The 25,020-nt window shown below is 37.7% G+C and carries 22 protein-coding genes and 1 riboswitch; of the genes, 16 read left to right on the top strand and 6 right to left on the bottom strand.

The window, feature by feature from the left end:
* Positions 1 to 44: 44 nt before the first annotated feature.
* On the bottom strand, positions 45 to 569 hold the full coding sequence (locus ACZ47N_RS01120) for an arsinothricin resistance N-acetyltransferase ArsN1 family A (protein ID WP_464887302.1): 525 nt from the start codon (positions 567 to 569) through the stop codon (positions 45 to 47).
* 163 nt (positions 570 to 732) lie between these two features.
* Positions 733 to 833: riboswitch (SAM riboswitch) on the top strand.
* Positions 834 to 910: 77 nt separating this feature from the next.
* Here ACZ47N_RS01120 and ACZ47N_RS01115 point away from each other — a divergent pair.
* On the top strand, positions 911 to 2,191 hold the full coding sequence (locus ACZ47N_RS01115; protein ID WP_464887301.1) for an O-acetylhomoserine aminocarboxypropyltransferase/cysteine synthase family protein: 1,281 nt from the start codon (positions 911 to 913) through the stop codon (positions 2,189 to 2,191).
* An 18-nt stretch (positions 2,192 to 2,209) separates the two neighbouring features.
* Positions 2,210 to 3,124, top strand: a complete 915-nt coding sequence (metA, locus tag ACZ47N_RS01110) for a homoserine O-acetyltransferase MetA (protein WP_464887300.1) — start codon at positions 2,210 to 2,212, stop codon at positions 3,122 to 3,124.
* A gap of 28 nt (positions 3,125 to 3,152) precedes the next feature.
* Here metA and ACZ47N_RS01105 read toward each other — a convergent pair whose 3' ends face one another.
* From ACZ47N_RS01105 to ACZ47N_RS01090, 4 genes are read right to left on the bottom strand one after another with little or no spacing between them, the layout of a single operon-like run.
* Complete coding sequence (locus ACZ47N_RS01105; protein ID WP_464887299.1) at positions 3,153 to 4,394, bottom strand: DUF1015 domain-containing protein; 1,242 nt, start codon at positions 4,392 to 4,394, stop codon at positions 3,153 to 3,155.
* Positions 4,395 to 4,396: 2 nt separating this feature from the next.
* A complete protein-coding gene (locus tag ACZ47N_RS01100; RefSeq protein ID WP_464887298.1) occupies positions 4,397 to 5,326 on the bottom strand; it encodes a D-2-hydroxyacid dehydrogenase in 930 nt (309 codons plus the stop codon).
* A 27-nt stretch (positions 5,327 to 5,353) separates the two neighbouring features.
* Positions 5,354 to 6,421 (bottom strand): pyridoxal-phosphate-dependent aminotransferase family protein, encoded by a 1,068-nt coding sequence (locus ACZ47N_RS01095; RefSeq protein ID WP_464887297.1) that lies wholly within the window; start codon positions 6,419 to 6,421, stop codon positions 5,354 to 5,356.
* 32 nt (positions 6,422 to 6,453) lie between these two features.
* Entirely contained in the window at positions 6,454 to 6,867 is a 414-nt protein-coding gene (locus tag ACZ47N_RS01090) for an OsmC family protein (protein WP_464887296.1), read from the bottom strand.
* A 196-nt stretch (positions 6,868 to 7,063) separates the two neighbouring features.
* On the opposite strand from ACZ47N_RS01090, the gene ACZ47N_RS01085 reads away from it, so the two are divergent.
* The 8 genes from ACZ47N_RS01085 (at position 7,064) to ACZ47N_RS01050 (ending at position 17,496) form a co-directional block, all read left to right on the top strand.
* Positions 7,064 to 8,101 carry a LacI family DNA-binding transcriptional regulator gene (locus ACZ47N_RS01085; protein WP_464887295.1) on the top strand — a complete coding sequence of 346 codons (1,038 nt, stop codon included), beginning with the start codon at positions 7,064 to 7,066 and terminating at the stop codon, positions 8,099 to 8,101.
* Positions 8,088 to 9,053, top strand: a complete 966-nt coding sequence (locus ACZ47N_RS01080) for a carbohydrate kinase family protein (protein WP_464887294.1) — start codon at positions 8,088 to 8,090, stop codon at positions 9,051 to 9,053. The genes ACZ47N_RS01085 and ACZ47N_RS01080 overlap by 14 nt, the downstream gene beginning before the upstream one ends.
* Positions 9,044 to 10,537 (top strand): glycosyltransferase, encoded by a 1,494-nt coding sequence (locus ACZ47N_RS01075; protein WP_464887293.1) that lies wholly within the window; start codon positions 9,044 to 9,046, stop codon positions 10,535 to 10,537. Before ACZ47N_RS01080 ends, ACZ47N_RS01075 begins: the two co-directional genes overlap by 10 nt.
* The gene (locus ACZ47N_RS01070; RefSeq protein WP_464887292.1) at positions 10,534 to 11,613 is read left to right on the top strand and encodes a carbohydrate ABC transporter permease; all 1,080 of its coding nucleotides are present in this window, start codon (positions 10,534 to 10,536) and stop codon (positions 11,611 to 11,613) included. The genes ACZ47N_RS01075 and ACZ47N_RS01070 overlap by 4 nt, the downstream gene beginning before the upstream one ends.
* Positions 11,600 to 12,472 carry a carbohydrate ABC transporter permease gene (locus ACZ47N_RS01065; RefSeq protein WP_464887291.1) on the top strand — a complete coding sequence of 291 codons (873 nt, stop codon included), beginning with the start codon at positions 11,600 to 11,602 and terminating at the stop codon, positions 12,470 to 12,472. The genes ACZ47N_RS01070 and ACZ47N_RS01065 overlap by 14 nt, the downstream gene beginning before the upstream one ends.
* A 117-nt stretch (positions 12,473 to 12,589) precedes the next feature.
* Positions 12,590 to 13,930 (top strand): ABC transporter substrate-binding protein, encoded by a 1,341-nt coding sequence (locus ACZ47N_RS01060; RefSeq protein ID WP_464887290.1) that lies wholly within the window; start codon positions 12,590 to 12,592, stop codon positions 13,928 to 13,930.
* Positions 13,931 to 14,023: 93 nt separating this feature from the next.
* Positions 14,024 to 16,375 carry a glycoside hydrolase family 65 protein gene (locus tag ACZ47N_RS01055; RefSeq protein ID WP_464887289.1) on the top strand — a complete coding sequence of 784 codons (2,352 nt, stop codon included), beginning with the start codon at positions 14,024 to 14,026 and terminating at the stop codon, positions 16,373 to 16,375.
* A 5-nt stretch (positions 16,376 to 16,380) separates the two neighbouring features.
* Positions 16,381 to 17,496: an ABC transporter ATP-binding protein gene (locus tag ACZ47N_RS01050; protein WP_464887288.1), complete on the top strand. Its 1,116-nt coding sequence runs from the start codon at positions 16,381 to 16,383 to the stop codon at positions 17,494 to 17,496.
* Here the strand turns inward: ACZ47N_RS01050 and pgmB are convergent.
* Positions 17,485 to 18,135, bottom strand: a complete 651-nt coding sequence (pgmB, locus tag ACZ47N_RS01045) for a beta-phosphoglucomutase (protein ID WP_464887287.1) — start codon at positions 18,133 to 18,135, stop codon at positions 17,485 to 17,487. The genes ACZ47N_RS01050 and pgmB overlap by 12 nt on opposite strands.
* Before the next feature lie 112 nt (positions 18,136 to 18,247).
* Between pgmB and ACZ47N_RS01040 the strand changes: the two genes are divergently transcribed.
* The 6 genes from ACZ47N_RS01040 to ACZ47N_RS01015 all read left to right on the top strand — a co-directional run bounded on the left by ACZ47N_RS01040 (position 18,248) and on the right by ACZ47N_RS01015 (position 24,999).
* Positions 18,248 to 19,588: an MATE family efflux transporter gene (locus ACZ47N_RS01040; RefSeq protein ID WP_464887286.1), complete on the top strand. Its 1,341-nt coding sequence runs from the start codon at positions 18,248 to 18,250 to the stop codon at positions 19,586 to 19,588.
* 98 nt (positions 19,589 to 19,686) lie between these two features.
* A complete protein-coding gene (locus ACZ47N_RS01035) occupies positions 19,687 to 20,742 on the top strand; it encodes an HD-GYP domain-containing protein (protein ID WP_464887285.1) in 1,056 nt (351 codons plus the stop codon).
* Positions 20,743 to 20,766: 24 nt separating this feature from the next.
* On the top strand, positions 20,767 to 21,174 hold the full coding sequence (locus ACZ47N_RS01030; protein WP_464887284.1) for an ATP-binding protein: 408 nt from the start codon (positions 20,767 to 20,769) through the stop codon (positions 21,172 to 21,174).
* On the top strand, positions 21,171 to 21,473 hold the full coding sequence (locus ACZ47N_RS01025; RefSeq protein ID WP_464887283.1) for an STAS domain-containing protein: 303 nt from the start codon (positions 21,171 to 21,173) through the stop codon (positions 21,471 to 21,473). Before ACZ47N_RS01030 ends, ACZ47N_RS01025 begins: the two co-directional genes overlap by 4 nt.
* Before the next feature lie 32 nt (positions 21,474 to 21,505).
* Entirely contained in the window at positions 21,506 to 24,568 is a 3,063-nt protein-coding gene (locus tag ACZ47N_RS01020) for a hybrid sensor histidine kinase/response regulator (protein ID WP_464887282.1), read from the top strand.
* The gene (locus ACZ47N_RS01015; RefSeq protein ID WP_464887281.1) at positions 24,565 to 24,999 is read left to right on the top strand and encodes a chemotaxis protein CheW; all 435 of its coding nucleotides are present in this window, start codon (positions 24,565 to 24,567) and stop codon (positions 24,997 to 24,999) included. The genes ACZ47N_RS01020 and ACZ47N_RS01015 overlap by 4 nt, the downstream gene beginning before the upstream one ends.
* The last annotated feature ends 21 nt before the right edge of the window (positions 25,000 to 25,020 follow it).

The following is a 25,020-nucleotide window of genomic DNA, read 5'->3' as shown; positions in this document are numbered from 1 at the left end:
AACCTTCATAGAGATGAGGGTTCTACACTTTAAGGCTGGTTGTACTATGTTCCCATACTTTCTAATAATTGCTTTTCCATTATGGCGATATCTATCCATTTTCCATCAATTGTCCCTTGATTGTGATATGCACCGACGATTCGAAAGCCACGGCTAATATAAAGCCGCTTAGCTGCTTCGTTATGGTCTGGAGTGAAGAGAACGAGTTTATAAAATCCATTTTCTAGGGCTACTTTTTCTAATTCTTCTAATAATATTTTGCCAAGGCCTTTTCCTCTGTGATTCTCAGAAACATAGATTGAAAAATCTGCAACACCATCGTAGGCAGTTCGATAATGAAAGGAGTTCAAAGAAGCCCAGCCCATCATCTCATTTTGGTATTCAAGTACAAGGACTTGATAACGGGGATTTCTCGTCATAAACCATTCTTTCATTTCATCAAGATTCTTATACTCCGACTCCATTGTTGCATGGCGAGTTGCAATGCCTTGATTATAAATACGAGTAATGGCGGGAAGATCTTGTTTACGTGCCGAACGAATTTTATATTCACTGTGATTACTAGACAAATAGATTCCCTCCTGTTAACACTAAATAATTATATTTCCTCAGTATAACATAAAAATAAGCTACATTAAAACAGTTTTATGTGAAAAATCTAAAAAATTAAAAAAGAAAATGTTGACAGACTGTTTTAAGAATGGTAATATATTTATCAATTAAATAATGTAACTCTTATAATGAGTGGTGGAGGGACTGGCCCGATGAAACCCGGCAACCGGCAGAAAATGTACGGTGCTAAATCCTGTAGGTGACTACCTAAGAGATGAGAGACTCAATGTAATTAACCCTCTTTTGCACCTGCGAGAGAGGGTTTCTTATTCTCAAAAAAAATGAAGGAGTGATAAGAATGACTGAAGAAACGAGAAGGTTTGATACGTTGCAAATTCATGCAGGTCAGGAACCTGATCCTGCGACAGGATCTAGAGCTGTTCCTATTTATCAGACCACATCTTATGTGTTTGATAACGTGGATCATGCTGCAAAACTGTTTTCACTGGAAGAAGAAGGAAATATTTATACGCGTATTATGAATCCTACTAGTGATGTCTTTGAGAAAAGAATGGCAGCCCTTGAGGGTGGCGTAGGTGCGCTGGCAGTGGCATCTGGATCTGCAGCAGTGACGTATTCTATAATGAATATTGCCCAAGCGGGAGATGAAATAGTAGCTTCTAATGCATTATACGGAGGGACGTTCACCTTATTAGATGCACAAATGCCTAAGTATGGGATTAAAACAATCTTTGTAGAACCAGATGAACCTGATAATTTTGAAAAAGCCATTACTGAAAAAACGAAGGCTATATTTTTGGAAAGTATCGGTAATCCAAATATTAATCTGATAGATCTAGAAGCAGTGTCTCAAATAGCCCATCGTCATGGAATTCCAGTTATTATTGATAATACCTTTGCGACACCGTATTTATTTCAACCGCTCAATCATGGTGCTGATATAGTTGTTCATTCTGCAACAAAGTTTATTGGAGGGCATGGAACGAGTATAGGTGGTGTGATAATCGATGGTGGTAGTTTTGATTGGGAAGAGAGTGGAAAATTTTTAGGCCTAACAGAGCCAGATTCAACGTATCATGGGATTCGATATACAGAAACCTTTGGATCAGCGGCTTATATCGTTAAAATGAGAGTACAGCTATTGAGAGATATGGGAGCTGCCTTAAGTCCATTTAATTCCTTTATGTTTTTGCAGGGACTCGAAACCTTGTCCTTAAGGGTAGATCGCCACGTGAAGAATACAAGAAAAATTGTTTCATTTCTTAAAAAACATCCTAGGGTATCATGGGTGAACTATCCTGAAATAGAAGACAGTCCATACTTTGATTTATATCAGAAATACTTCCCAAAAGGTGTTGGATCCATCTTTACTTTCGGAATTAAAGGAGGAGTGGAGGCTGGAAAAACTTTCATTAATGCCTTGAAAGTATTTTCCTTGTTGGCGAATGTAGCAGATGCGAAATCCCTTGTCATTCATCCTGGCAGTACTACGCATGCACAGCTAACAGAAGAACAGCAAAGAGCTGCTGGGATTACGCCAGATATGATTCGAGTTTCTGTAGGACTTGAAGATGCAGAAGATCTTATTGAAGACTTGGATCAGGCGCTGAATAATTGAAAAAAAGGGGGAGAAACCATGCCAGTAAAAATACCAGACAATCTTCCGGCCTACGAAACATTAAATAAAGAAAATATTTTTGTAATGAATGAAACTAGAGCGTATTCACAGGATATTAGACCACTTAAAATCCTTATTCTTAACTTGATGCCAACAAAAATTACGACAGAAACACAGCTGTTAAGGGTGCTTGGAAATTCTCCATTACAGGTGGATGTAACTTTTTTGCATCCAGAAACTCATACATCTAAAAACACCTCACAAGAACACTTGAGGGCATTTTATAAAACATTCTCACAAATCAAAAATGAAAAGTTTGATGGGATGATTATGACAGGGGCCCCAGTAGAAAAATTACCCTTTGATGAAGTTTCTTATTGGGAAGAATTACAAAATATATTGGAGTGGAAAAGAACTCACGTTTTTTCCACCATCTTTATTTGCTGGGCTGCACAAGCAGCAATGTATCATTATTTTGGTGTTCCCAAATATCCGCTGGAGAAAAAAGTATTTGGCGTATTTGATCACAAAATTCTTTCTGTCAATCACCGATTGCTGCGAGGATTTGATGATAGAGTGTGGGCTCCGCATTCTCGGCATACAGAAGTAAGAAGAGAAGATATAGAGTCGGTAAAAGAACTGGAAATACTATCAGAGTCAAATGAAGCCGGTGTGTATATTGCCACTACAGCTAATGGAAAAAGCATTTTTGTAACGGGTCATTCAGAATATGACCCGATGACGTTAAAAGCTGAATACGATCGAGATGTGAATGCGGGTTTGGATATTGAAGTTCCAAAAAACTATTATCCTGAGGATGATCCAAGTAAGAAGCCAGTCGTTACATGGAGAGCTCATTCAAACTTACTGTTTTCAAATTGGCTCAATTATTATGTCTACCAAGAAACCCCTTTCGACATTAATCGAATTTAAAAAGGAGCCGATAGGCTCCTTTTTAATATTAGATGAAGGGATGAATAAAAATACCACTTCTAAGCTTTGGTTCAAACCAAGTTGATTTAGGGGGCATAATTTTATCCTCGTCCGCTACTTGCAATAAATCGTCTATAGTGGTTGGATACATGGAAATAGCAAGCTGCATATCTTCTTGAACTCGTCTTTCCAACTCTTCAATTCCTCGGATGCCACCCACAAAATCGATTCGCTTATCCGTTCGAGGATCAATAATATCTAAAATTGGCTGAAGCAAATAGTGTTGTAAAATAGATACGTCTAATTGCTGAATCACATCATTATCAAGGTAAGTATGTGGTTTCGCAATTAATCGATACCAGTTTTTATTTAACAGCATTCCAAATTCATGTTTTTCTTTAGGTTTATAGGGATGTTCTAAAGGTTCACACTCAAAATGTTCAGCTAGTTTAGCTAATAATTCATCTGGTGTCATTCCATTTAAATCCGTTACTACCCGATTATATTCCATGCAATAAAGGTCTTCCTGGGGGAATGAAACAGCCATAAGAAATTGGCTTTCATCATTGGGATCCATATTAGGATTTTGATCCCGTCGTTTCATCCCTATTTTGAAGGCGGAAGCGGTACGATGATGCCCGTCTGCGATATAAAGAGCCGCAATAGTATCCTCGAAAGTTTGAGCGATGCGATGAATCCAGTCTTCTTCATCGATAACCCATAAGGTATGTTGAATTTCATCTTCGGTGTCAAAATCATAAACAGGTTCATGGGTGGAGGCATATTGGTGGAGTAATTTAGTGAAAAGCTCATTACTTCGATAAGTTAGAAAAATAGGTTCTGTATGAGCGTCGCATTCATCAAAGTGACGTATACGATCTTGTTCTTTTTCTGGTCGAGTAAATTCATGTTTTTTTATAAATCCATTGTTATAATCATCAATAGAATGACAAGCAACAATTCCTAGTTGTTGACGTCCTTTCATTTGTTGTTGATACAAATAAAAAGAAGGAACTTCATCCTGTATTAGAACTTGTTTTTTTATCATGTTAGATAGATTTCTTCTGGCCTGCTGATATACTAAATGGTCATATTGATTGGATGTTTTGGGAAGACTTATCTCTGATCGAATTACGTGTAAAAAACTATTTGGATTTCCTTTAGCCATTTTTGCGGCTTCCTCTGTATTCATAACATCGTAGGGAAGACATGCAACCTCTGAAGCTAAGCTTGGATCAGGACGAAGTGCTTTAAAGGGTCGGATTTTCATTTTTATATGCTCCTTTCGCATAAATCAAGTAAGATGTCTACCAGTTCCCTACCGATTCGTTCCTGTGCTTCAAATGTATTGGCACCTATATGAGGTGAAAATGAGATATGCTCATTCTCAAGTAAAGCTCTATTCTCTGGCGGTTCTTTCTCAAAAACATCTAATCCTGCGCCAGCAACAATCCCATTATCAATTGCTCTTAGAAGAGCTTCTTCAGAAAGAACACCTCCTCGGGCACAGTTTAATAGATAAACACCTTTTTTCATTTTTTGAAACTCTGCTTCTCCAAGAATAGGTGGCTTACCGGGTAATGCAGGAACATGGAGTGTGATGAAGTCTGAAGTGGATAGCAAGGTATTCATATCAACTTGGGTAGCGTTTTTTGCATTTTGAATTTCCTGTATCTCGTAAAACTGAACCTTCATACCAAGGGCATTAGCTTTATAACCAACTTCTCGTCCAATTCGACCATAACCAATGATACCTAAAGTGCTATTTAATAGTTCCATGCCTTTATATTCTTTTTTTGGCCATTCTCCTTGCCGAATAGTGATGTTAGAGCGGTGGAGATTTCTTGCCAATGAGAGCATATGCGCCAAGACGAGTTCAGCTACAGAAGTAATACTAGAGTTTGGTGTATTTTTCACTTGGATTCCCTTGGACTCTGCGTAGGAGACATCAATATTATCCAATCCAACGCCAGCTCTAATAATCAGTTGGAGTTGTGATCCTTCAACTGCATCGAGAAGATCTTTACGTACTTGGGTAGCGGAGCGAACTACTAAAACATGGTAATTTCTCAAGCGTTCTTTCAACTCATCTGAACTGTATTTTTGTGTATCTACTTCGTAACAGGATTCTTGTAACAATTTCAATGCATTTGGTGCAATATCATCTGCAACAAGTACTCTCATTTTATTGTTGACCTTCATACAATTTCCTCCTAGCAATAACTAGCATTAATGGATAATGTTGTCGATTGTTTTTAGTAGTATCTTGATATCGTCAAGTGTAGTCTCAGCCATATGAGCAATACGAAAGGTCTTCTCTTTTAAGGAACCGTATCCATTCGAAATGGCATACCCTTTTGGGCCAAGTGATTTGTTTAAATCGGTAATATTGATTTCTTTCGTATTTCGAATGGTGGTTAAAGTGTTGGAAGCAAAGGCTTCTTCCGGAAACAAATCAAAATGTTCTTTTGCCCAACTGCGGACATATTGGGCCATTTCAAGATGACGCTGGAACCGATTTTCTAAACCCTCCTCAAAAATTCGATCTAACTGGTAGTCTAGAGCAAACATATGAGATAAAGAAGGGGTTGAGGGATATTGATGATCTTTCTTCTTGATATATTCATACAAAGTCAGCAGGTCCAGATAATACCCTCTATGAGGGATTTTTTTTGCTGCTTCAACAGCTCTTTCTGAGATAGAACAAATGGCCATACCTGGAGGAAGGCCTAGGGCTTTTTGTGTAGATGTGATGCAAATATCCACCCCAAGTTTGTCTACTTCAATCTTGGTTCCAGCCATAGAACTAACAGTATCCAAGGCAAAAATCAAGTTTGGATATTTCTTAATCACATCAGCGATAGACTCTACGGGGTTCATAATGCCTGTTGAAGTTTCATTGTGAGTGATGGTGATGAGGTCATATTTTTTTGTTGAAAGCACTTCTTCTACCATTGCTGGTGTAGTGGGATGACCCATTTCCGATTCGAAAATATCAGCGGCTATGCCGTTGGCTATTGCCATTTCATACCACCTTTTTCCAAAAGCTCCTACGGAGAAAATCGCAGCACGTTTTTGTGTGCAGGAGCGTAGAGCACCTTCCATTAAACCGCTACCGGAGGTGGTGGATAGCATAATTTGATTGTTTGTAAACATAAGTTTCTGCATTTTTTCAGAAATGCTTCGCTGCAAATGACTGGCTTCCTCGCTTCGATGACCGATCATAGGAGTTGCCATTTTATTTAATACATCAGGGGCTACATCTACGGGTCCTGGTATGAATAACTTTTTATGCATACAATCCCTCCCATTTATTAATGATGAATAGCTTATTCAACTATAATTTGATACTCGATCAGACCTGCTTTTTTTAACATTGCGGAAACGCCGCAATACTTTTCTTCGGATAAGTGAACTGCTTTTTCTAATTTGTCTAGAGGAAGATTTCTGCCTTTAAAATAATAAGTGAGCATAATTTTATCGTAAATTTTAGGGTCTTCCTCAGTCAGTGTTGCATCAATTTCCATTCTAAAGCCTTCTAATTCAATGCGCATTTTCTTTAATATAGAAACAACATCAATTCCAGTGCAACCTGCAAGGCTGGCTAGTAGTAATGGCTTAGGACGAGCCCCTTTATTTTCGCCTCCTACCTCTGGGCTAGCATCCATAATGACGTGGTGTCCATCTAAATTAGCGTCAAACACCATATTTTCGATCCATGTACATTCAACTTTATGGCTCATATTATCGCTCCTTTATTTTTGGTTATGTAATTATTATACCTCAATGAATATTGGATAAACAGGGTTCTAACCAATTTGAACATCCGTACAACGCATTGGAATATTCTGACAAAAATCTAAAAATCCTTTGACAATTAATTGAAAGAACTCTATAATAAAAACTAGGAAACCGATTTCCTGAAAGGGTATGGTAATAATGAAAAAAACCATTAATGAAGTTGCTAAACTCGCTGGTGTTTCAAAATCAACGGTTTCTCGTGTTATTAACAACTCCAAACCAGTAAACTTAGATAAAAAAGAAAAAGTGCTTAAAGCCATTTCTGAACTTGAATTTAGACCTAACCCCATGGCGCGAGGATTAGTACATAAAAAAACTGGTCTTATAGGGGTATTGATACCAGATATCACCAATCCTTTTTTTGCTGAAATTGTGAGAGGAATTGAAGACGTTATTCAAGCATATCATTTTAGTATTTTGCTGTGTCATACTTACCACAGCCATGAAAAAGAGCTTGAACACTTAAATATGTTTCATGAAAAATATGTAGATGGCATTGTTTTTATGACATCAAAAGTGACAGAATCACATCGGAAATTTTTTATTAAAACCAAGTTGCCTGTCACCTTTGTGAATCGTAGGTGTAGAGATTTAGATAGTTACAGTGTGGATATCGATAATTATGCTGCTGCTTTTGAAATGACAAAATTTTTTTTAAATCGTGGTCATCGGCGTATTGCGGTGATTCGTGCTCCATTAACAGATAAGACATCTGGTTATGAACGATTTAGAGGATATCAAGATGCTCTAAAACTGTTTAACCTGTCAATAGAGGATCATTTAGTGTTGCGAAGCAACTTTAAAATTGAAAATGCATACAAATCCGTGCGGAATTTTCTGGAAAATAACCGTTGGGCTACTGCTATGGTAGCCACTAGTGATCTAATGGCTATAGGTGCTATAAAATGCTTGACAGATTATGGCTATCGAGTACCTGAAGATGTTGAAGTTTCAGGTTTTGATGACATCCCTATGGCGACTTATTATTCTCCTTCCATCACTACTGTACGTCAACCAATTATGGAAATGGGAAAAGTTGCTACTCAAATATTGATGGCAAAGATTGAAGATAAAACGATGTTAGAAAACAATATTGTATTGCCGCATACGGTTATATTCAGAAAAAGCACTTTAAAATCTCCTGTCGTTGGAGGTGTAGTAGATGAAATTAGATGAAAAAATTAGTTTATGTGATGGAGATCTAGATGTGCTCACCTTAGGGGAGTTACTTATAGATTTTATTTCAACAGATTATGTGACGGAGCTAAAGAAAGCCGTACATTTTCAAAAAGTATTTGGTGGATCACCAGGAAATATTGCTGTGAATCTCTCTGGGATGGGTTTTAAAACTGGAGTCATAGCAAGTGTAGGGAAGGATGAATTTGGTTCCTATATCAAAGAATTTTTGGAGCAACGGAAGGTTAATATAGAAGGACTCCAGCAAGTAGAAGAGCCAACATCCATGATTTTTATCACTAAAAGCATGGGAAATCCTAAATATTTGCCAGTACGAAAGGCAGACTATTGCTTGGTGGAGAAAGAAGACTATTACCGCTTAATAGATCGATGCAAAATTTTTCATTTTACAGCTTGGGCATTATCAATGCCAGGAATAAGAGGGATCACTATAGATTTAGTTCGATATGCGAAATCTAAACAAAAACTGATAACTTTTGACCCGAATTTTAGGCAAAATTTGTGGGAAAAAAACCACAATGGTCCTATTTGGATTCGAGAAAACATAGTGCCTTTAGTGGATATTATTAAACCATCTGAAGTGGATGCAGAAAATATTTGGGAAGGAAATGAGCATTTAGAAGAAGAGTTTAAGACTTTAAGTGAAAAGGAGAATGTAACCATTATTTTAACGCAAGGAGAAAAAGGATTAACCGCCTATTCAGGAGGAGAGGTAATTCAATTGCCGTCTTATGCTGAAACTGTAGTGGATACTACAGGAGCCGGCGATGCTTTTTGGGCAGGTTTTTTTGCCTCTGCATTACTGGAGCAAACAGTACGGGATGCGTTGATAAGTGGCAGCTATACGGCTGGATATAAACTTGGGTTTGTTGGTGCCATTGCAAAGTTACCCTTACCCACTGAACTTGAGGAGGATTTACTATGCGAATAGCTTTTCTGAATCCACAGGGAAATTTTGACTCCAAAGACAGTTACTGGACAGAGCATCCAGATTTTGGTGGACAACTGGTGTATGTAAAAGAACTTGCTAATGCTTTGAAAGCGAAAGGTCATGAGGTAGATATTTTCACTCGTTTAATCAAAGATTCAAATTGGCCAGAGTTTGGGAAAGAAGTAGAAACATACCCAGATACAGGTTTAAGAGTTATTCGTATTCCTTTTGGCGGTGATATGTTCTTACGCAAAGAGTTGTTATGGCCCTATTTACCAGAATATGTAAAGGGCATTCTTCATTACTATCAAAAAGAAAACAACTGGCCAGATTTTGTGACAGCTCATTATGGAGATGGAGGAATTTCTGCTGTGATGATGAAGGAAGCCACAGGGATTCCATTTTCATTTACGGCGCACTCTTTGGGGGCACAAAAAATGGATAAAATGAATATTTCTACATGTACTTTTGAAGACATAAATCATCAATATGCCTTTGCTAAGCGCATTCATGCTGAGCGAATAACAATGGAGAATGCAAGCATACGATTCGTCAGCACTTCTCAGGAAAAAACCAATCAATACCAACATGGGATGTACCGTGATATTTTTGAAAATCAGACTAGAGAATTTATGGTAGCTCCTCCTGGTGTCAATCAGAATTTATTTTACTTTGAAGATCAGGATTTTGAAAAATTGAATAAGGTAAAGAGGAGAGACTTCCATGAAAACCGAAGATCTTTACCTATTACCATTGCATCTAGTCGGTTAGATCCTAAAAAAAATGTTTTAGGACTAGTAAATGCTTATGCAAATAACTTTGAACTTCAAAAGAAGTCCAATTTACTACTGGCAGTCAGGGGAACTGAAAATCCATATCATACTATAAAGGGCCTTAAAGAAGAAGAACAAGCAGAAATTATGAAAATACTTAAAATTATTGAATTACATGGGTTGAAGGGTAAAGTTGCTTTTATTCAATTAAGCAGTCAAAAGGAACTGGCTGCATGTTATAGGGCTTTGGCCTCTCAAGGTGGAATTTTTAGTCTAACCTCACTCTATGAGCCTTTTGGATTAGCGACCATTGAAGCCATGGCTTGTGGATTACCTGTAGTAGTAACGAAGAATGGAGGTGGTAAAGAAATTCTGGAAGAGGGTAACGAAAAATTTGGTGTATTGGTTGATCCAGAAAACTCTGAGATGATCGCAGAAACATTGTTATTTTTGTTGAAACAACCTAAAGAGTGGAAAAAATTTCATCAGAAGGGACTTCGTAGAGTAAGAGAGCACTATACTTGGCATTCGACTGCAGAAACCTATCAGGATTCTATGGCAAATATTATTGCGAAAAACAAAAAAACAACTCATTTGTATGATGGGAACCAAGATTTTTCTAGTTATCAATCATGGCTGAGTAATCCTACGCAGAATATGATCCATTTTATTCAATATAAAAGATTGAATGCAAAGGAGGGAAAAGGTTGAAAAACTCCAAGAAATCTGATTTTGCAAAAAAAGAGGAGCGAACTGCATATAAACTATTGGTACCGACATTGATTATACTGCTCTTGATTGCCATTTACCCCTTAGGACAGGTATTTTATACGAGTTTTACAGACCGACAATTTGCAAGCGATCAAGAAACACAATTTGTTGGATTTGATAATTATCGTCGTTTGTTGAGTATGACGGTTCAGAAACTGGAACCCCAAGTAGATAATGATACAAATCAATTGCTTATGGATGAAAAAACTGGAAAGCTGATTTACGAAAGACCTATAGATGTGCTTCCTAGAGAACCAGTTCGGTATCGAGAATATAAGCAGTTTCGTTTTATGGGCAATCAGTATGTTTTAGGAGCAACAGACGTAGACTTTATCAATGCTATTAAAAATACTGTAACCTTTACAGTTATTTCTGTTTTCTTAGAGTTAGTACTGGGCCTGGGTATTGCGTTGGTAGTGAATAGCAACTTTAAAGGTAAAGGAGCAACCCGGACAGCAATGCTTATTCCTTGGGCTGTTATTACAGTAGTTTCAGCCCGCATGTGGGAATGGATGCTTGCACCCAACAGGACGGGTATGTTTAATATGTTGTTGGACCGTTTTGATTTGACAGATGGAAGCATTGCTTTTTTAGCCAATAGCACCTATCAGCTACCTGCAATGATTGCGGTAGATGTATGGAAGACAACACCTTTTATGGCTTTGTTGCTTTTAGCGGGGCTACAAACCATACCTGATGAATTGTATGAAGCTGCAGCTATTGATGGTGCGGGTCCAGTAAAACAATTTTTTAGCATTACATTCCCTCTGTTAAAACCTGCCATGGCCGTTGCATTGATTTTTAGAACTTTAGATGCACTTCGAGTTTTTGATGTTTTCCAAGTTCTGCTTGGTCAAAGTGAATACTCAATGGCCACTTACAATTATTTTCAGCTTATAGGGAATAGAAACATGGGACTTGCTTCTGCCATTGGTGTGATTATTTTTATTATCATTTTTGGATTTGCCATCATCTATATTAAATCGTTAGGAGTTGAGATGGATGAAACCACGTAAAACCTTCCGTCAAGCATTATTGAAGCTAGGATTTTACACTCTTTTGCTGATTATTTTTATCTATCTGCTATTTCCTTTTTATTGGGCGATCAATTCTTCCTTAAAAACTGAAGCTCAATTACAAATGACACCAGCAACAATGGTGCCTAGAGATCCAGCAACAGGTGAAATAGCACCAACTCTTCAAAATTACCGTGTTATTTTTGATAATCAACAATTTGTTCGTGGAATTATGAATAGTACTATTATTGCTTTTTCCACCACAGCCTTAGCCCTAGTAGCAGGGTCTTTTGCAGCTTTTGCCCTTGGAAAACTACGGTTTCGAGGGAAAAAACCAACCCTTTATCTGATTCTTGCCATGACCATGTTTCCTCAGGTGACAGTTCTAGCTGGCTTATATGCAGTTATAAGAGCTTTGTCTTTACCAGCACTAGTCAGTCTTATTTTGTCCTATATGATCTTTACATTACCGTTTACTACTTGGGTGCTAACCTCTTTTTTTCGCGGGCTTCCTATGGCCTTGCTGGAGTCAGCTCAGGTGGATGGAGCTACGCCTTTTCAAACATTCTATAAAATAATGTTGCCATTGACAGCTCCAGCCATGGTGACAACCGGGCTACTAGCTTTTATTGCTGCGTGGAATGAGTATTTGTTTGCGCTAACGTTTACCTCTATCGAGCCAACGGCTAGAACGGTTCCAGTGGCCATTGCTTATTTTACTGGTGCTGTAGCTAGACAGGAACCTTTCGGAGAAATAATGGCTGCTGCTGTATTGGTGACGGTACCCATTGTATTATTGGTGCTTTTCTTCCAGCGTCGAATTGTTGCAGGCCTGACAGCAGGTGCGGTAAAGGGGTAGAATAGCAGTACTAAATGGATTTATAAAGTTATAAAAAGGGGGGGATGCCTAAAAAAGAGCAAGAAGTTGATTACACATTAATGAGGATGAATGAAAAGAAAAAGGGGGAAAAAAGTTATGAAGAAAAAAACTTATTTAAGTATGTTGCTTGTAGTAATCTTAATGGTGAGCTTACTTGCAGGTTGTGGGTCAACAGATGAAGAGCCAGCAGAAAAACCTGCTGAGGAGCCAGTAGTAGAAGCAGTTGAAGGAGATGTTGTGGTTACCATTGCCGCTGGAGCTGTTGGTCAGGAATTAGAATTAACACAAATGGCTGCTCAGATGTATATGGATGACAACCCTGGTGTGGTAGTGGAAGTACTGGATACCCCAGACTTGGCTCAGGATAGACTTGGTTTATATCTTCAGTTCTTTGAGGCGCAAAGTTCTGAAGTAGACGTATATCAAATCGATGTTATTTGGCCAGGGGACTTAGCTGAACATTTTGTGGATCTGTATGAGTATGGAGGAGATGCAGTAGTCGAAGACCATTTTCCAGCTATTGTAGAGAACAATACAGTTGATGGGAAATTGGTAGCATTACCGTGGTTTACAGATGCGGGTTTGCTGTATTACAGAACTGACTTGATGGAAAAATATGATTTGGAGCCACCGAAAACCTGGGAAGAGTTGACACAACAGGCTGAGATAATCCAGGAAGGAGAAAGAGAAGACGGGAATCAGGACTTTGTTGGATTCGTTTGGCAGGGTGATGCCTATGAAGGCTTAACCTGTAACGCATTAGAATGGATTGCATCTAATGATGGTGGAAGCATCATTAGTCCAGAAGGGCTCATTACGATTAACAATGAAAATGCAGCACAAATTATTGATATGGCTGCTACTTGGGTAGGCAGTATTTCTCCAGAAGGGATCACTGGCATGGCGGAAGAAGATGCACGTGCAATTTGGCAAGGCGGAAATGCAGCATTTATGAGAAATTGGCCCTATGCTTATAGCCTAGGACAGGAAGATGACAGTGCAGTAAAAGATCGTTTTGATGTAAGTCCTTTACCAGCTGGAGCTAATGGTGAGCCAGCTGCAACCTTAGGAGGCTGGCAGTTAGCGGTCAGTCGATATAGTGAAAACCCTGAAGTGGCAGCAGATGTCGCTTTGTTTATGGCTTCCTACGACATGCAAAAAATGAGAGCTGTTGATGGATCCCTAAACCCAACTATCATGGAGTTGTATGAAGATGAAGATGTTTTAGAAGCGGCTCCATTTTTTGGAAGTCTTTATGACGTATTCACGAATGCTGTTGCAAGGCCTTCTACTGCTAGTGCTCCTAATTATAATGCAGTATCCACTGCTTTTTTCCGTTCTGTTCATAATGTACTGAATGGAAACATGGATGCAGCAGCGGCTTTAGAAGAGCTAGAGTTGGATTTACAGGATATCACAGATTTTGAAATAGAATAAACTTAATTTATTAAGGCTTCAAACTGTCCGGCTTTTTGTCGGACAGTTATACATATTAAATACAATTATTATTTAATTGGAGGCACTGCATCTATGAAAACACCTGAATCATCCATATGGACCCATGAAGAAATTCATCCATGGAAGATTATTGAAAAAACATATCCAAGAAACAATAACGATCTAAAAGAAACTATATTTGCTCAAGGCAATGGATATATGGGATTTAGAGGCACCTTTGAAGAAGGGTATGGAGGAGTGGGAAATTCCACGATGGAAGGGACATATATCAATGGTTTCTATGAAAAAACACCGATTCATTATGATGAAACTGCCTATGGCTACGCTACCCATAATGAAACTCTACTCAATGTTCCTAATGGTAAAAGAGTCAATCTATATATCGAAAATGAACTGTTTTGTCTTAGTAGAGGGCAAATAATGGCCTATGGTCGAAACTTGGATTTCAGGACTGGCATTTTAACTCGACTGGTGACTTGGAAGTCACCGAGAGGAAAGACTTTGCAGTTAAAATGGGAGAGATTAGTATCTTTTTCAACTCCTAATAAAGCGATTCTTCGTGTTACGATTACACCGTTGGATTTTGATGGAGAAATTCAAATTAGTTCTATGCTAGACGGTAATGTAAAAAACCAGCAAGCTGCAGAAGACCCTAGGTTTGGGTCTAATATGAACGCACAAGCCCTGAACACTGTAGAGTCATTTCAAGATGAAGAAAACGCTATGGTACTACAATGCACTAAGAATTCAGGCTTGATACTACTAAGTGCTGCGAAGAACAGATTGACCACCCAATGTTCATATACATCTGTTCAAAATATAATGGGTGATTTACTAGAAAACAGATACAATATAAAAGCCAGAAGGTTTGTTGAAATTTCCCTAGAGAAAGAACTGTTTTATAGGATGGATCAATGGGATGAAAAAGATAAATTGATCCATTTTTGGGAAAAACAAATGCTGAACTGCGAGGGTCTTCAGTGGGATTTTTTGGCTAGTAGTCAAGAAAAATGGCTAGAACGCTACTGGAATCAAGTAGATATTTCGATCTTTGGAGATGAAAAAATACAGCAGGGAATTCGATATAATCTTTTTCAGTTGCTTCAAGCTACGGGGCGAAATGGAAAAACCAATGTTTCAGCTAAAGGATTGACAGGAGAAGGATATCAAGGTCACTATTTCTGGGATACAGAAATATATATGATGCCATTTATCTTATATAACCAACCAGAAATTGCCAGAAAACTTTTGGAATTTCGTTATCATATTTTACCAAAAGCCCGAGAACGTGGATGGAAACTGTTTCGAAAAAAGGGGGCTCTTTATCCATGGAGAACTATTTCTGGCGAAGAATGTTCTTCTTATTATCCAGCGGGTACTGCGCAATATCATATTAATGCAGATATTGCATATTCTATTAAAAAGTATTGGGAAGCTACTGAAGATGAAGACTTTATGCATCGATATGGAGCAGAAATCCTTTTGGAAACAGCCCGAATATGGATGCTTATTGGTCACTTTTCTGTTGAAAAACAAGGGCAGTTTGTCATTCATACTGTTACTGGTCCAGATGAGTATTCAGCGTTGGTAAATAACAATTATTTTACAAATCTTATGGCAAGTCATCATCTGGAATTTGCATGGGAGTATAGCCAGCGATTAAAAGAAAATGATCCATTGATGTATCGACAGCTCTCAAAAAAAATTGAATTGGAAGAATCAGAACGTAACTTGTGGAAAGAGGCTAGTGAAAAAATGTACTATCCTTCCAAGAATAAAAAAGGAATTATTCCACAGGACGATGATTTTATGGAAAAAGCACTTTGGAATTTCCAACAGACTCCAGCGTCACAGTATCCTTTGTTGCTGCATTATCATCCACTGGATATTTACCGACATCAAGTTTGCAAGCAGGCGGATTTGATTTTAGCCATGTTTCTACTCCACAAACAGTTTACTATAGAAGAAAAAGATACTAATGTTCATTATTATGATGCCATTACAACCCACGATTCTTCACTATCAACCTCTATTTTTAGCATTCTTTATGCAGAAATTGGACAAATGGAAAAAGCAGAAGCATTATTTTTAAAGAATATTCGTTTAGATTTGGATAATCTTCATGGCAACACGAAGCATGGTATTCATGCAGCAGCTATGGGTGGTTCATGGATGGGGATTGTCAATGGTTTTGCTGGTATGCGAACACAAGAAAGACAAATTCATTTTACTCCTCGTATTCCAGATGGCTGGGATTCTTATGAGTTTCAAGTGGTATTTTTGGGTACCGTGATAAAAGTAAGCATATCTAATGAGGAATCAATCTATCAATTAGTGAAAGGGAAAGGAATTGATATTTGCCATCAAGCAGAATATTTTAGGCTAACAGTTGAAAAACCAATAAAAACTTTTGAAAAGAGGTGACTAAAATGGCAGGATTAAAGCTTAAAAACGTTAATAAAATATATCCTAATGGATTTCATGCGGTGCATGATATGAATCTAGACATTGAAGATAATGAATTTATTGTCTTTGTTGGTCCTTCCGGATGTGGAAAATCAACGGCCTTGAGGATGATAGCTGGATTGGAAGAGATTACGAGCGGAGAAGTCTATATCGGAGATCGATTGGTTAATAATGTTTCACCAAAAGATCGAGATATTGCCATGGTGTTTCAAAATTATGCTCTATATCCTCATATGACCAATTATGAAAACATGGCATTTGGTTTGAAGTTGAGAAATGTTCCGAAGGAGGAGATTGATAAAAGTGTTAGGTTTGCAGCTGAAATACTTGGATTAGAAGAGCTTTTGGATAGAAAGCCGAAAGAATTATCCGGTGGACAGAGACAAAGGATCGCATTGGGCAGAGCGATTGTTAGAGACCCTAGAGTGTTTTTGATGGATGAGCCTCTATCGAATTTAGATGCCAAGCTCAGGGTACAAACTCGAGCAGAAATTAGCAAGCTTCATCAGAAACTTAAAACTACCTTTATTTATGTGACTCACGATCAGACAGAAGCTATGACGATGGGAACACGTATTGTTGTATTGAAAGACGGGTACGTAATGCAGGTGGATACACCTACTAATTTATATGAGTATCCTGAAAATATGTTTGTGGGTGGGTTTATAGGATCTCCGCAGATGAACTTCATTGAAGGTGAGCTACAGGAAGAATATGAACAACTTTTCTTTGTATATGCGGGTGGGAAAATAAGGATACAAGAGGAACGGTCGGCTCGATTGAAATCCATTAAAGAACCTATGAAACAAATAGTAATGGGAATTAGGCCAGAACATCTGAATGTGGAAACCATTCCCGATATCAAACAGGATGAACCTGTTGACAACAAAGCCTTAGTAGAAGTGACAGAGCTTTTAGGATCGGAAACATATCTATTTTTGAAAATAAAGGCAGATAAAAGTGTTGTTGCCCGTGTGGATCCGTCTATTGTCGTTTCTGTCAATAAACATGTAATTATTAAACCGAGGCAGGATAAGATGCATTTTTTTCATCCAGTAACAGAAAAATCACTGACATAATTTTTTGAGGTGATGGATATGAAGGTTACGAAAATTGGGAATGATCATATCCGCTTGGTTTAATACCCTAGGAGAACCGATGCCTACGACTTTCATCCCAGCCCTGTGTGCTGCTTGGATTCCGGCTTGTGCATCCTCAAACACTAAACACTCCACTGCTTTGCACTGCAATCCCTCCGCTGCCATAAGGAAAACTTCAGGATCTGGTTTGGTTTTTGTGGTCATGGTACCATCGGCGATAAAATCAAAATAATCAATAATACTCAGTTTATCAAGAATAGTCCTAGCATTCTTACTAGAAGAACCTAGGGCTGTTTTGTAATGGGATGACTTGGCTTCCAGAAGAAAATTAAGTACTCCTGGTAAGATATCCTTTGACGTTAGGGATTCTAAATAATGAAGATACCATTGGTTTTTTTTGTGGGTCCATTCTAATTTTTGCATTTCAGTTTCTTGGATATCACCAATTTCAAGTAATATTTCCAAAGCGTCCCTTCGACTGACTCCCTTGAGCAATTCGTTTTGAGATTCATTAAAATGAAACTCGAGTTCATTTGCTAGCCTCTTCCACGCTAGGTAATGATATCTAGCTGTATCTACAATGACACCATCCAGATCAAAAATAAAAGCTCTTATCATTTTCGACACCCTTTCTAATAATACTGGAATGAATGTTCTCTGATGCTGTGGTATACTAAAAAAACTAACTATAATATTATTATAGCATGATTATGTAACGGAGGATGTGGATATGATCAAAAAAAGCAAATCTCTTACAGCTCAAATAATGGTTCTAGCTGGACCTGCCATTTTGGAAATGTTGATGCATACATTGGTATGGACAGCAGACACAGCTATGGTAGGTAGATTAACTGCAGCGGACATTGCTGCAGTTAATCTAGGTGCACATATGATGTTTACAACAGCTATGATTTTTGGTGCATTAGGCATTGGTGCAACAGCCATGGTTGCTAGACACATAGGGGCCGGTGAAGAAAAAGAAGCATCCAAGTTGGCATCCCAGGCTGTTAGTATTGGTATTCTATTAAGTATTGTCGTTGGAAGTATTGGAATGGTGAGTTCCAACTGGATTTTTAGAAGTTTGGTAAAAGATCCAGAGGTAGTTGCCATAGGGTCCATGTATCTTCGAATTGTTCTTATTGGCGTTTTTTTTCTCATACCTCAAATGATTGGAAATGCAATTATTCGTGGAAGCGGAAATACCTTTGTGCCTTTTCTTTCTGCTGTTTTTGCCAACGTATTTAATATTATGGCGGACTATGTCCTTATTTTTGGTAAGTTTGGTTTTCCGGAACTGGGCTCTCAAGGAGCTGCAATTGCAACGGGTACAGCGCAAATATTAGGAGCTATGGTGACTTTTTATTTTCTTTTTAGCCACAAAGGAAAAATAAAGCTCAGGCTAAGAGAAATGCATTTATTTGAACTGGAGAAATTGAAAAAACTCATAAAACTTAGTGTGCCAGCTGGAATGGAAGTGTTTATGAATGAGGGAAGTCGTTTGTTGTCTTCCTTCTGGATTGCTCAGCTGGGAACTGTTGCATATGCAGCCCACTCTCTTTCTGTTGCAGCTGAATCAGTTTCATTTATGCCTGGGTATGGCTTTGCAGTTGCAGCGGCAACCATGGTTGGGCAGCAAATGGGTGCAGGGAACCTAGATATGGCTCTTAAAAGTACAAGGCGATCAATTTTGCTAGCAGCTATTTTAATGGGATCTATAGGTACTATGTTTTTTGTGTTTCCTTTTCAAATCATGCGGCTTTTCAGCAATCAGATTGATACAGTAGAATTGGCATCGGAATGTCTTCGAATTGGTGCTTTTGAACAGATACCCATAGCCATAGCCATGGTTACTTCAGGAGCCTTAAAAGGCGCTGGCGATACAAAAGGACCCTTTTGCGTGTCTCTTATCACCAATTTAGGAGTACGTTTGCCTTTGATTTTTTTGGCTGTATTTGTTTTTGATCTTCCAGTAACTTATGTTTGGTGGATTTCGGTAACGCAGTATGTGCTTGAAGCATTTTTGATGACAATACGCTATCAAAAAGGAAAGTGGAAAACGATAAAACTATAGTAAATATATTGGCATTTGTTAGCCTGCTTTCATATTGGGTAGAAATAAACACGAGTTTAATCATCGAAATTATTATTCTGGTATCTCAGGGGGATGTCATGTTAAGCGATGCGGTTATAAAAAAAGCTAAAATTTTGGTAGTAGATGATTTGAAAACCAATATATTTATTATAGAAAAAATGCTGCGAAGCGGTGGGTATACAAATTTTAAATCTGTGATGGATTCAAGAGAAGCGATTCCTGCTTATTTGGATATGAAGCCAGATATCGTTTTGCTAGACTTAATGATGCCGCACTTAGATGGTTTTGATATTATGGAAGGCTTGCAAAAAATAGAAGAAAATGGTTTTTTATCAGTACTGGTTCTGACAGCAAATGATGACATGATCAATCAAAATAAAGCACTTTCTATGGGAGCAAGAGATTTTCTAGGCAAACCCTTTGAAAAAACAGAAACCCTTAATCGTATCAGGAATATTCTTGAGACACGCATCTTGTATAATAAAATTAATGCAGAGAAAAGCACTTTAGAAGAAAAAGTAAGTTTGAGGACACAGGAATTGCAAGCATCTCAAATGGAAATGGCAATTCGCTTAGCGAAAGCTGGAGAGTTTCGAGACAATGAAACGGGCAATCATGATTTACGAGTTGGTCTTTATGCAGAAAGAATAGGGAAAAAACTTGGCATGAACCAAGAAGAGGTCAATCGGTTACGATTTACAATTCCACTACATGATATTGGGAAAATAGGGATCCCAGACAGAATTCTTCTTAAGCCTGGAGAACTAACTATAGATGAATGGGAACTGATGAAAAAACATACCTCTATAGGGGGACAGATTTTAATAGGAGGCAAATCAGATTTTATTAAAACAGCGGAAGTGATTGCCCTTAGTCATCATGAAAAATGGGATGGAAGTGGATATCCTCTTGGAACCAAAGGCGAATCTATTCCATTAGTAGGACGTATCGCGGCTATTTGCGACGTATTTGATGCACTATCCTCTGATCGCCCTTATAAGAACGCATGGCCTATTGAAAGAGTCATTGAAGAAATACAACGGCAGAGAGGAAAACATTTTGATCCGACTTTAGTGGATGTTTTTATGAATGAAATTGATTCTATTGTAAAGATTCTTAAGATTTATCAATGACTTGTTTATAAAGGCGGTGTAGTCATGGAAGCATATACCATAGAACTTGAATCTGATTTTAAAGAGGCGGATCGCTATGCCATGCTTTTGACAGCATACGTAGAAGAAAAGCATTCCCATATTACTTCAGATCAGTCCTTTCACATAAATTTTGCACTGCGTGAGCTACTTAATAATGCGGTAGAACATGGGAACCAATTTAATCCTGATAAAAAGGTGGTGTGCACGATTCAATGTGAACAAGAAGGCCTCACTATTATTGTGGAGGATGATGGATCGGGCTTTTGTTTTGGAGATGCACTGGAAAAAACAGAGAGATCCATTTTAGAAACAAGGCAGCGTGGCTTATGGCTTTTGAATGAATTAGGTTTTGTGCTGTCTGTAGAAAAAAATAGAGTAATTGCATACTATGATTGGGAGGGTCAAGGATGAAAATAAGCAAAGAATCAACAAAAATAGTGATTGAATTTGAAGAAAATCTGACTGCACAAAGCATCAAAGAATTGAAAGAAGTAGTAAAAAATTCACTAGATGAAGAGGTAAATTATGATCAAGTAGTGACGGATTTATCTCAAGTGGAATACATAGATTCTACTGGGATCACTTTTATTATAGGCATATATAAATCTCTGGAACCCTATGAAAAAAAATTAACAGTAATTGGTGCTCGTCAGGAGATTAAAGATCTATTTAATATTATCCGCTTAGATAAAATTTTTTCCATTGAGTAAGGACTAAGACCAAAGATGGAGAGGTGAATAACTTGATTCAAAATGAAGAGTTTATTAATGAGTTTATTGAGGAAGCGGAATCCCACCTGCAAATGGTCGAATCTGGACTGCTGGCTATGGAAGAAGGAAGTATGAACAAAGATAACATCAATAATATTTTTAGGTCTATTCACAGCATCAAAGGAACAGCTGGTTTTTTTGGTTTAGATCGAATTGTTGAGTTAGCACATGTTATGGAAAATGTTTTAGGCGAAGTGCGAAATGATAAAATTGAACCAAACTCAAGGATGGTGGATTTATTATTGAACGGAAACGATCAATTGAAAGCCATGGTGGAGGATATTTTTAACAGTCATGACTATGATGTTCATCAGTTAGTAGAAAGCATGATCACCATACTTGAGGGAAATTCAACTAATACTATGGATAAGGAAAAAGAGGGCGTTACGGTTACCAATACTGAAACAAAAGAAACAATTTTGGAAATCAACTCTAAACAGAGAGATCAAATCCAAGAAGCAAAAAAGCATGGGCATTATCTCTATCGGGTGCGTCTTGGCATTAACCGAGATATCGGCGCAAAAGATATTAGTCCAGTCCGCTTCTTTAAAAAAGTTCAATCTGTAGGAGAGATTATCGATTCATACACAGACATTAGTGACATCAAAGATTTAGATTCTGTCATGGATTCAGATGTTTACTTTTCTTTTGTCTTTACAACGGTTTTGGAAAAAAAATTGTTGCCCATTGCTTTGGATATCGAAGAAAAATCCATTGAAGTATTGGACTTAGAAAAAGAATTTAGTAAAGAAGATATGGCTGAAGATTTGGGTCAGAGGATTCCAGAAGAGGGTCTTGTAGATTTTGAAACTACTCAAAAAGTAGAATTAGAGGATCAACTAGAGACAGAGGAGATAATGAAAGAGGTTATAGAGGAAAACACAGAAGCTCTAGAATTAGAGTCCAGAGATCCACAGGAAATAGCAATTAAAAAAACAGCAGCTTCTAGTCCTGTAGAGGACAGTGTGCGGGTGCATGTTTCTTTATTGAATGACTTATTGAACTTAGCTAGCGAAATGGTGTTAGGTAGAAATCAGTTATTGCGTAACATTGAAGATCATCGAAAAGAAATAACCGGATTAGACGCCATTTTACAGAACATTGATCGGGTTACAACTGAATTACAAGAAAAAGTAATGCAAACTAGAATGCAGCCAGTAGGAAACGTCTTCAATAAAATGCCCCGTGTGATTAGAGATCTTTCCAAAAAACTAGGGAAAGAAGTGGAGTTAAATATTGAAGGGTCTGACGTGGAGCTTGATAAATCCATCATTGAATCTCTGAGCGATCCATTGACCCATTTAATTCGAAACGCAGTTGATCACGGACTGGAAAAGCCAGATCAACGTAGAAAGCTTGGGAAATCACCAATAGGGCAAGTTGACCTAAAAGCCTATCATGAAAGCGGCTATGTCCACATTGATATCGTTGATGATGGGGCTGGAGTTGATGATGAAAGAATAAAAAATAAAGCTTTAGATAAAGGACTTGTTAGCGAAACGGATTTAAAAAATATGAACGAACAAGAAGTTTTACAATTATTAATGATGCCTGGATTTTCTACGGCAGATAAAATAACAGACGTTTCTGGACGAGGTGTGGGAATGGATGTTGTGAAAACAAACATAGAAAAATTGGGTGGAACTGTGGAAATAACCACTAAGTTAAAAGAAGGAACAACATTTCGTATGATTTTGCCATTAACATTAGCCATCATTCCATCGCTTATTGTGGAAGTAGATGAATTTAAATTTGCTTTGCCACAAGTAAATCTCCAGGAAATGGTTCGCATTAAAGCTGGAGATGAAACTAAGAAGATAGAGTATGTTCACAATGCTCAAGTGCTTAGGCTCCGAGGGAAACTATTGCCTATTGTGTATTTGGAACAAGTACTTGGTTTGGATAGGTACAAGGTAAAGACAATTAATCAGGAGATAGACGATATCACACGTATACTAGTTCTAAAAGTAGGTTCTAAACGTTTTGGGTTAGTAGTAGATCGCATCTATGATGAAGAGGAAATATTAGTAAAACCACTGCCGAAATTTTTTAAAAGTTGTCAATGTTATTCTGGAGTTACAATTATGGGGGATGGAAAAACCGCCATGATTTTAGACCCAGAGGGCATCGTATCAAAAGCAAGTTTACGGTTTATGGATGATCAAGCAAAAGTTACAGAAAAGGAAACTAGTGAAGAAATGAATGAACTCAGAGAAATGCAAAATATGTTAATTTTTAAATGCTCAGGAGAAGAAACCTTTGGAATAGATTTGTCTTTGGTATCACGGGTAGAAGAAATCAGCTCCGCCAGTATTGAGCAGATTGGAAACAAGCAATATATCCAGCATCGTGGAGAGGCTTTACGTGTTGTCAAGCCAGAAAACTATCTTCCGGTGACCAAAAAGGATCATAAGCCATCCAAACTATATGTCATAATACCCAAGCTAGTAAAAAATCCCATTGGAATTATTATCGAAAAAATTCATGATACACTGATGACTAGTCTAAAGCTGAATCAGGAAGATATAAAAGGAAAAGGACTATTAGGATCTACCATTATTAATAAGCAAATTGTATTATTAATTAATATATATGAACTCTTTGAAATGGTGTCGCCAGAAGAGTACGAAAATGAAGGTTTAAAAAATAAATTTGGTGATACAACAATATTGTTGGCAGAAGACACCCCTTTTTTTGCACGAATGACAAAAAATTATTTAGAATGGGCTGGATATCAGGTCTACACCGTAGAAAACGGACAGGAAGCCTTAGACTTTCTAAAAGAAAAGTCAGTGGATCTAGTACTAAGTGATATACAGATGCCAGTGATGGATGGTTTAGACTTGGTGAGAAATATTAGAAAGGACCCTGACCTAGCAGCTTTGCCAGTTGTGGCGCTTACTTCTATGACGAGCGATGGTGATAAAAAGATGGGAATTGAAGCTGGATTTAATTTTTATGAGTTTAAATTAGATAAAGCCACCATACTGTCAACGCTTAAAAAAGCCATAGAGCAAAGGAGTGAAGCCATATGACAGGAAAAGCCCTTTCTTTTTTTCTGAAAGACAAAATGTTTGGTTTGGATATTAAGTTGGTAAAAGAAATTAGTCGTAAAGTAGATTTCAGTGAAGTGCCAGACTCTGATCCTCATATTGTAGGACTAATGAATCTACGAGGCCAAGTAGTAACTCTTTTTCACCTTGGCAAAATTCTAGGTTTAGATGCAGAGGACGGTAAAGACGATGATGAAGCGGCATGTATTATTCTGAAAGCCCTTCCTAATCAGCCTCATCAAGTTGGTTTTTTGATTGATCGCACGGGTGATGTGATTGATATACAAGATGATTGGTGTGAAAAAACACCAGCCAATGTAGAGGAGATTAAAGGTGAATTTATCAAAGAAGTAGTAAAACTGAATGATGAGTTGCTATTAATGTTGGATACAGAAGTTGTCTTTGAGCCATAGGGTTAAAAAATACTACAAATC

The organism is Tindallia texcoconensis (assembly GCF_055383815.1).
The sequence above is the reverse complement of the archived record's forward strand: the minus strand, read 5'-3'. Positions and strand labels throughout refer to the sequence as shown.

What these genes read in the sequence shown, in the direction of transcription:
- ACZ47N_RS01115 (WP_464887301.1), top strand. Translation starts at nt 911, where the DNA reads ATGACTGAAGAAACGAGAAGGTTTGATACGTTGCAAATTCATGCAGGT.
- metA (WP_464887300.1), top strand. Translation starts at nt 2,210, where the DNA reads ATGCCAGTAAAAATACCAGACAATCTTCCGGCCTACGAAACATTAAAT.
- ACZ47N_RS01105 (WP_464887299.1), bottom strand. Translation starts at nt 4,394, where the DNA reads ATGAAAATCCGACCCTTTAAAGCACTTCGTCCTGATCCAAGCTTAGCT.
- ACZ47N_RS01100 (WP_464887298.1), bottom strand. Translation starts at nt 5,326, where the DNA reads ATGAAGGTCAACAATAAAATGAGAGTACTTGTTGCAGATGATATTGCA.
- ACZ47N_RS01095 (WP_464887297.1), bottom strand. Translation starts at nt 6,421, where the DNA reads ATGCATAAAAAGTTATTCATACCAGGACCCGTAGATGTAGCCCCTGAT.
- ACZ47N_RS01090 (WP_464887296.1), bottom strand. Translation starts at nt 6,867, where the DNA reads ATGAGCCATAAAGTTGAATGTACATGGATCGAAAATATGGTGTTTGAC.
- ACZ47N_RS01085 (WP_464887295.1), top strand. Translation starts at nt 7,064, where the DNA reads ATGAAAAAAACCATTAATGAAGTTGCTAAACTCGCTGGTGTTTCAAAA.
- ACZ47N_RS01080 (WP_464887294.1), top strand. Translation starts at nt 8,088, where the DNA reads ATGAAATTAGATGAAAAAATTAGTTTATGTGATGGAGATCTAGATGTG.
- ACZ47N_RS01075 (WP_464887293.1), top strand. Translation starts at nt 9,044, where the DNA reads ATGCGAATAGCTTTTCTGAATCCACAGGGAAATTTTGACTCCAAAGAC.
- ACZ47N_RS01065 (WP_464887291.1), top strand. Translation starts at nt 11,600, where the DNA reads ATGAAACCACGTAAAACCTTCCGTCAAGCATTATTGAAGCTAGGATTT.
- ACZ47N_RS01060 (WP_464887290.1), top strand. Translation starts at nt 12,590, where the DNA reads ATGAAGAAAAAAACTTATTTAAGTATGTTGCTTGTAGTAATCTTAATG.
- ACZ47N_RS01055 (WP_464887289.1), top strand. Translation starts at nt 14,024, where the DNA reads ATGAAAACACCTGAATCATCCATATGGACCCATGAAGAAATTCATCCA.
- ACZ47N_RS01050 (WP_464887288.1), top strand. Translation starts at nt 16,381, where the DNA reads ATGGCAGGATTAAAGCTTAAAAACGTTAATAAAATATATCCTAATGGA.
- pgmB (WP_464887287.1), bottom strand. Translation starts at nt 18,135, where the DNA reads ATGATAAGAGCTTTTATTTTTGATCTGGATGGTGTCATTGTAGATACA.
- ACZ47N_RS01040 (WP_464887286.1), top strand. Translation starts at nt 18,248, where the DNA reads ATGATCAAAAAAAGCAAATCTCTTACAGCTCAAATAATGGTTCTAGCT.
- ACZ47N_RS01035 (WP_464887285.1), top strand. Translation starts at nt 19,687, where the DNA reads ATGTTAAGCGATGCGGTTATAAAAAAAGCTAAAATTTTGGTAGTAGAT.
- ACZ47N_RS01030 (WP_464887284.1), top strand. Translation starts at nt 20,767, where the DNA reads ATGGAAGCATATACCATAGAACTTGAATCTGATTTTAAAGAGGCGGAT.
- ACZ47N_RS01025 (WP_464887283.1), top strand. Translation starts at nt 21,171, where the DNA reads ATGAAAATAAGCAAAGAATCAACAAAAATAGTGATTGAATTTGAAGAA.
- ACZ47N_RS01015 (WP_464887281.1), top strand. Translation starts at nt 24,565, where the DNA reads ATGACAGGAAAAGCCCTTTCTTTTTTTCTGAAAGACAAAATGTTTGGT.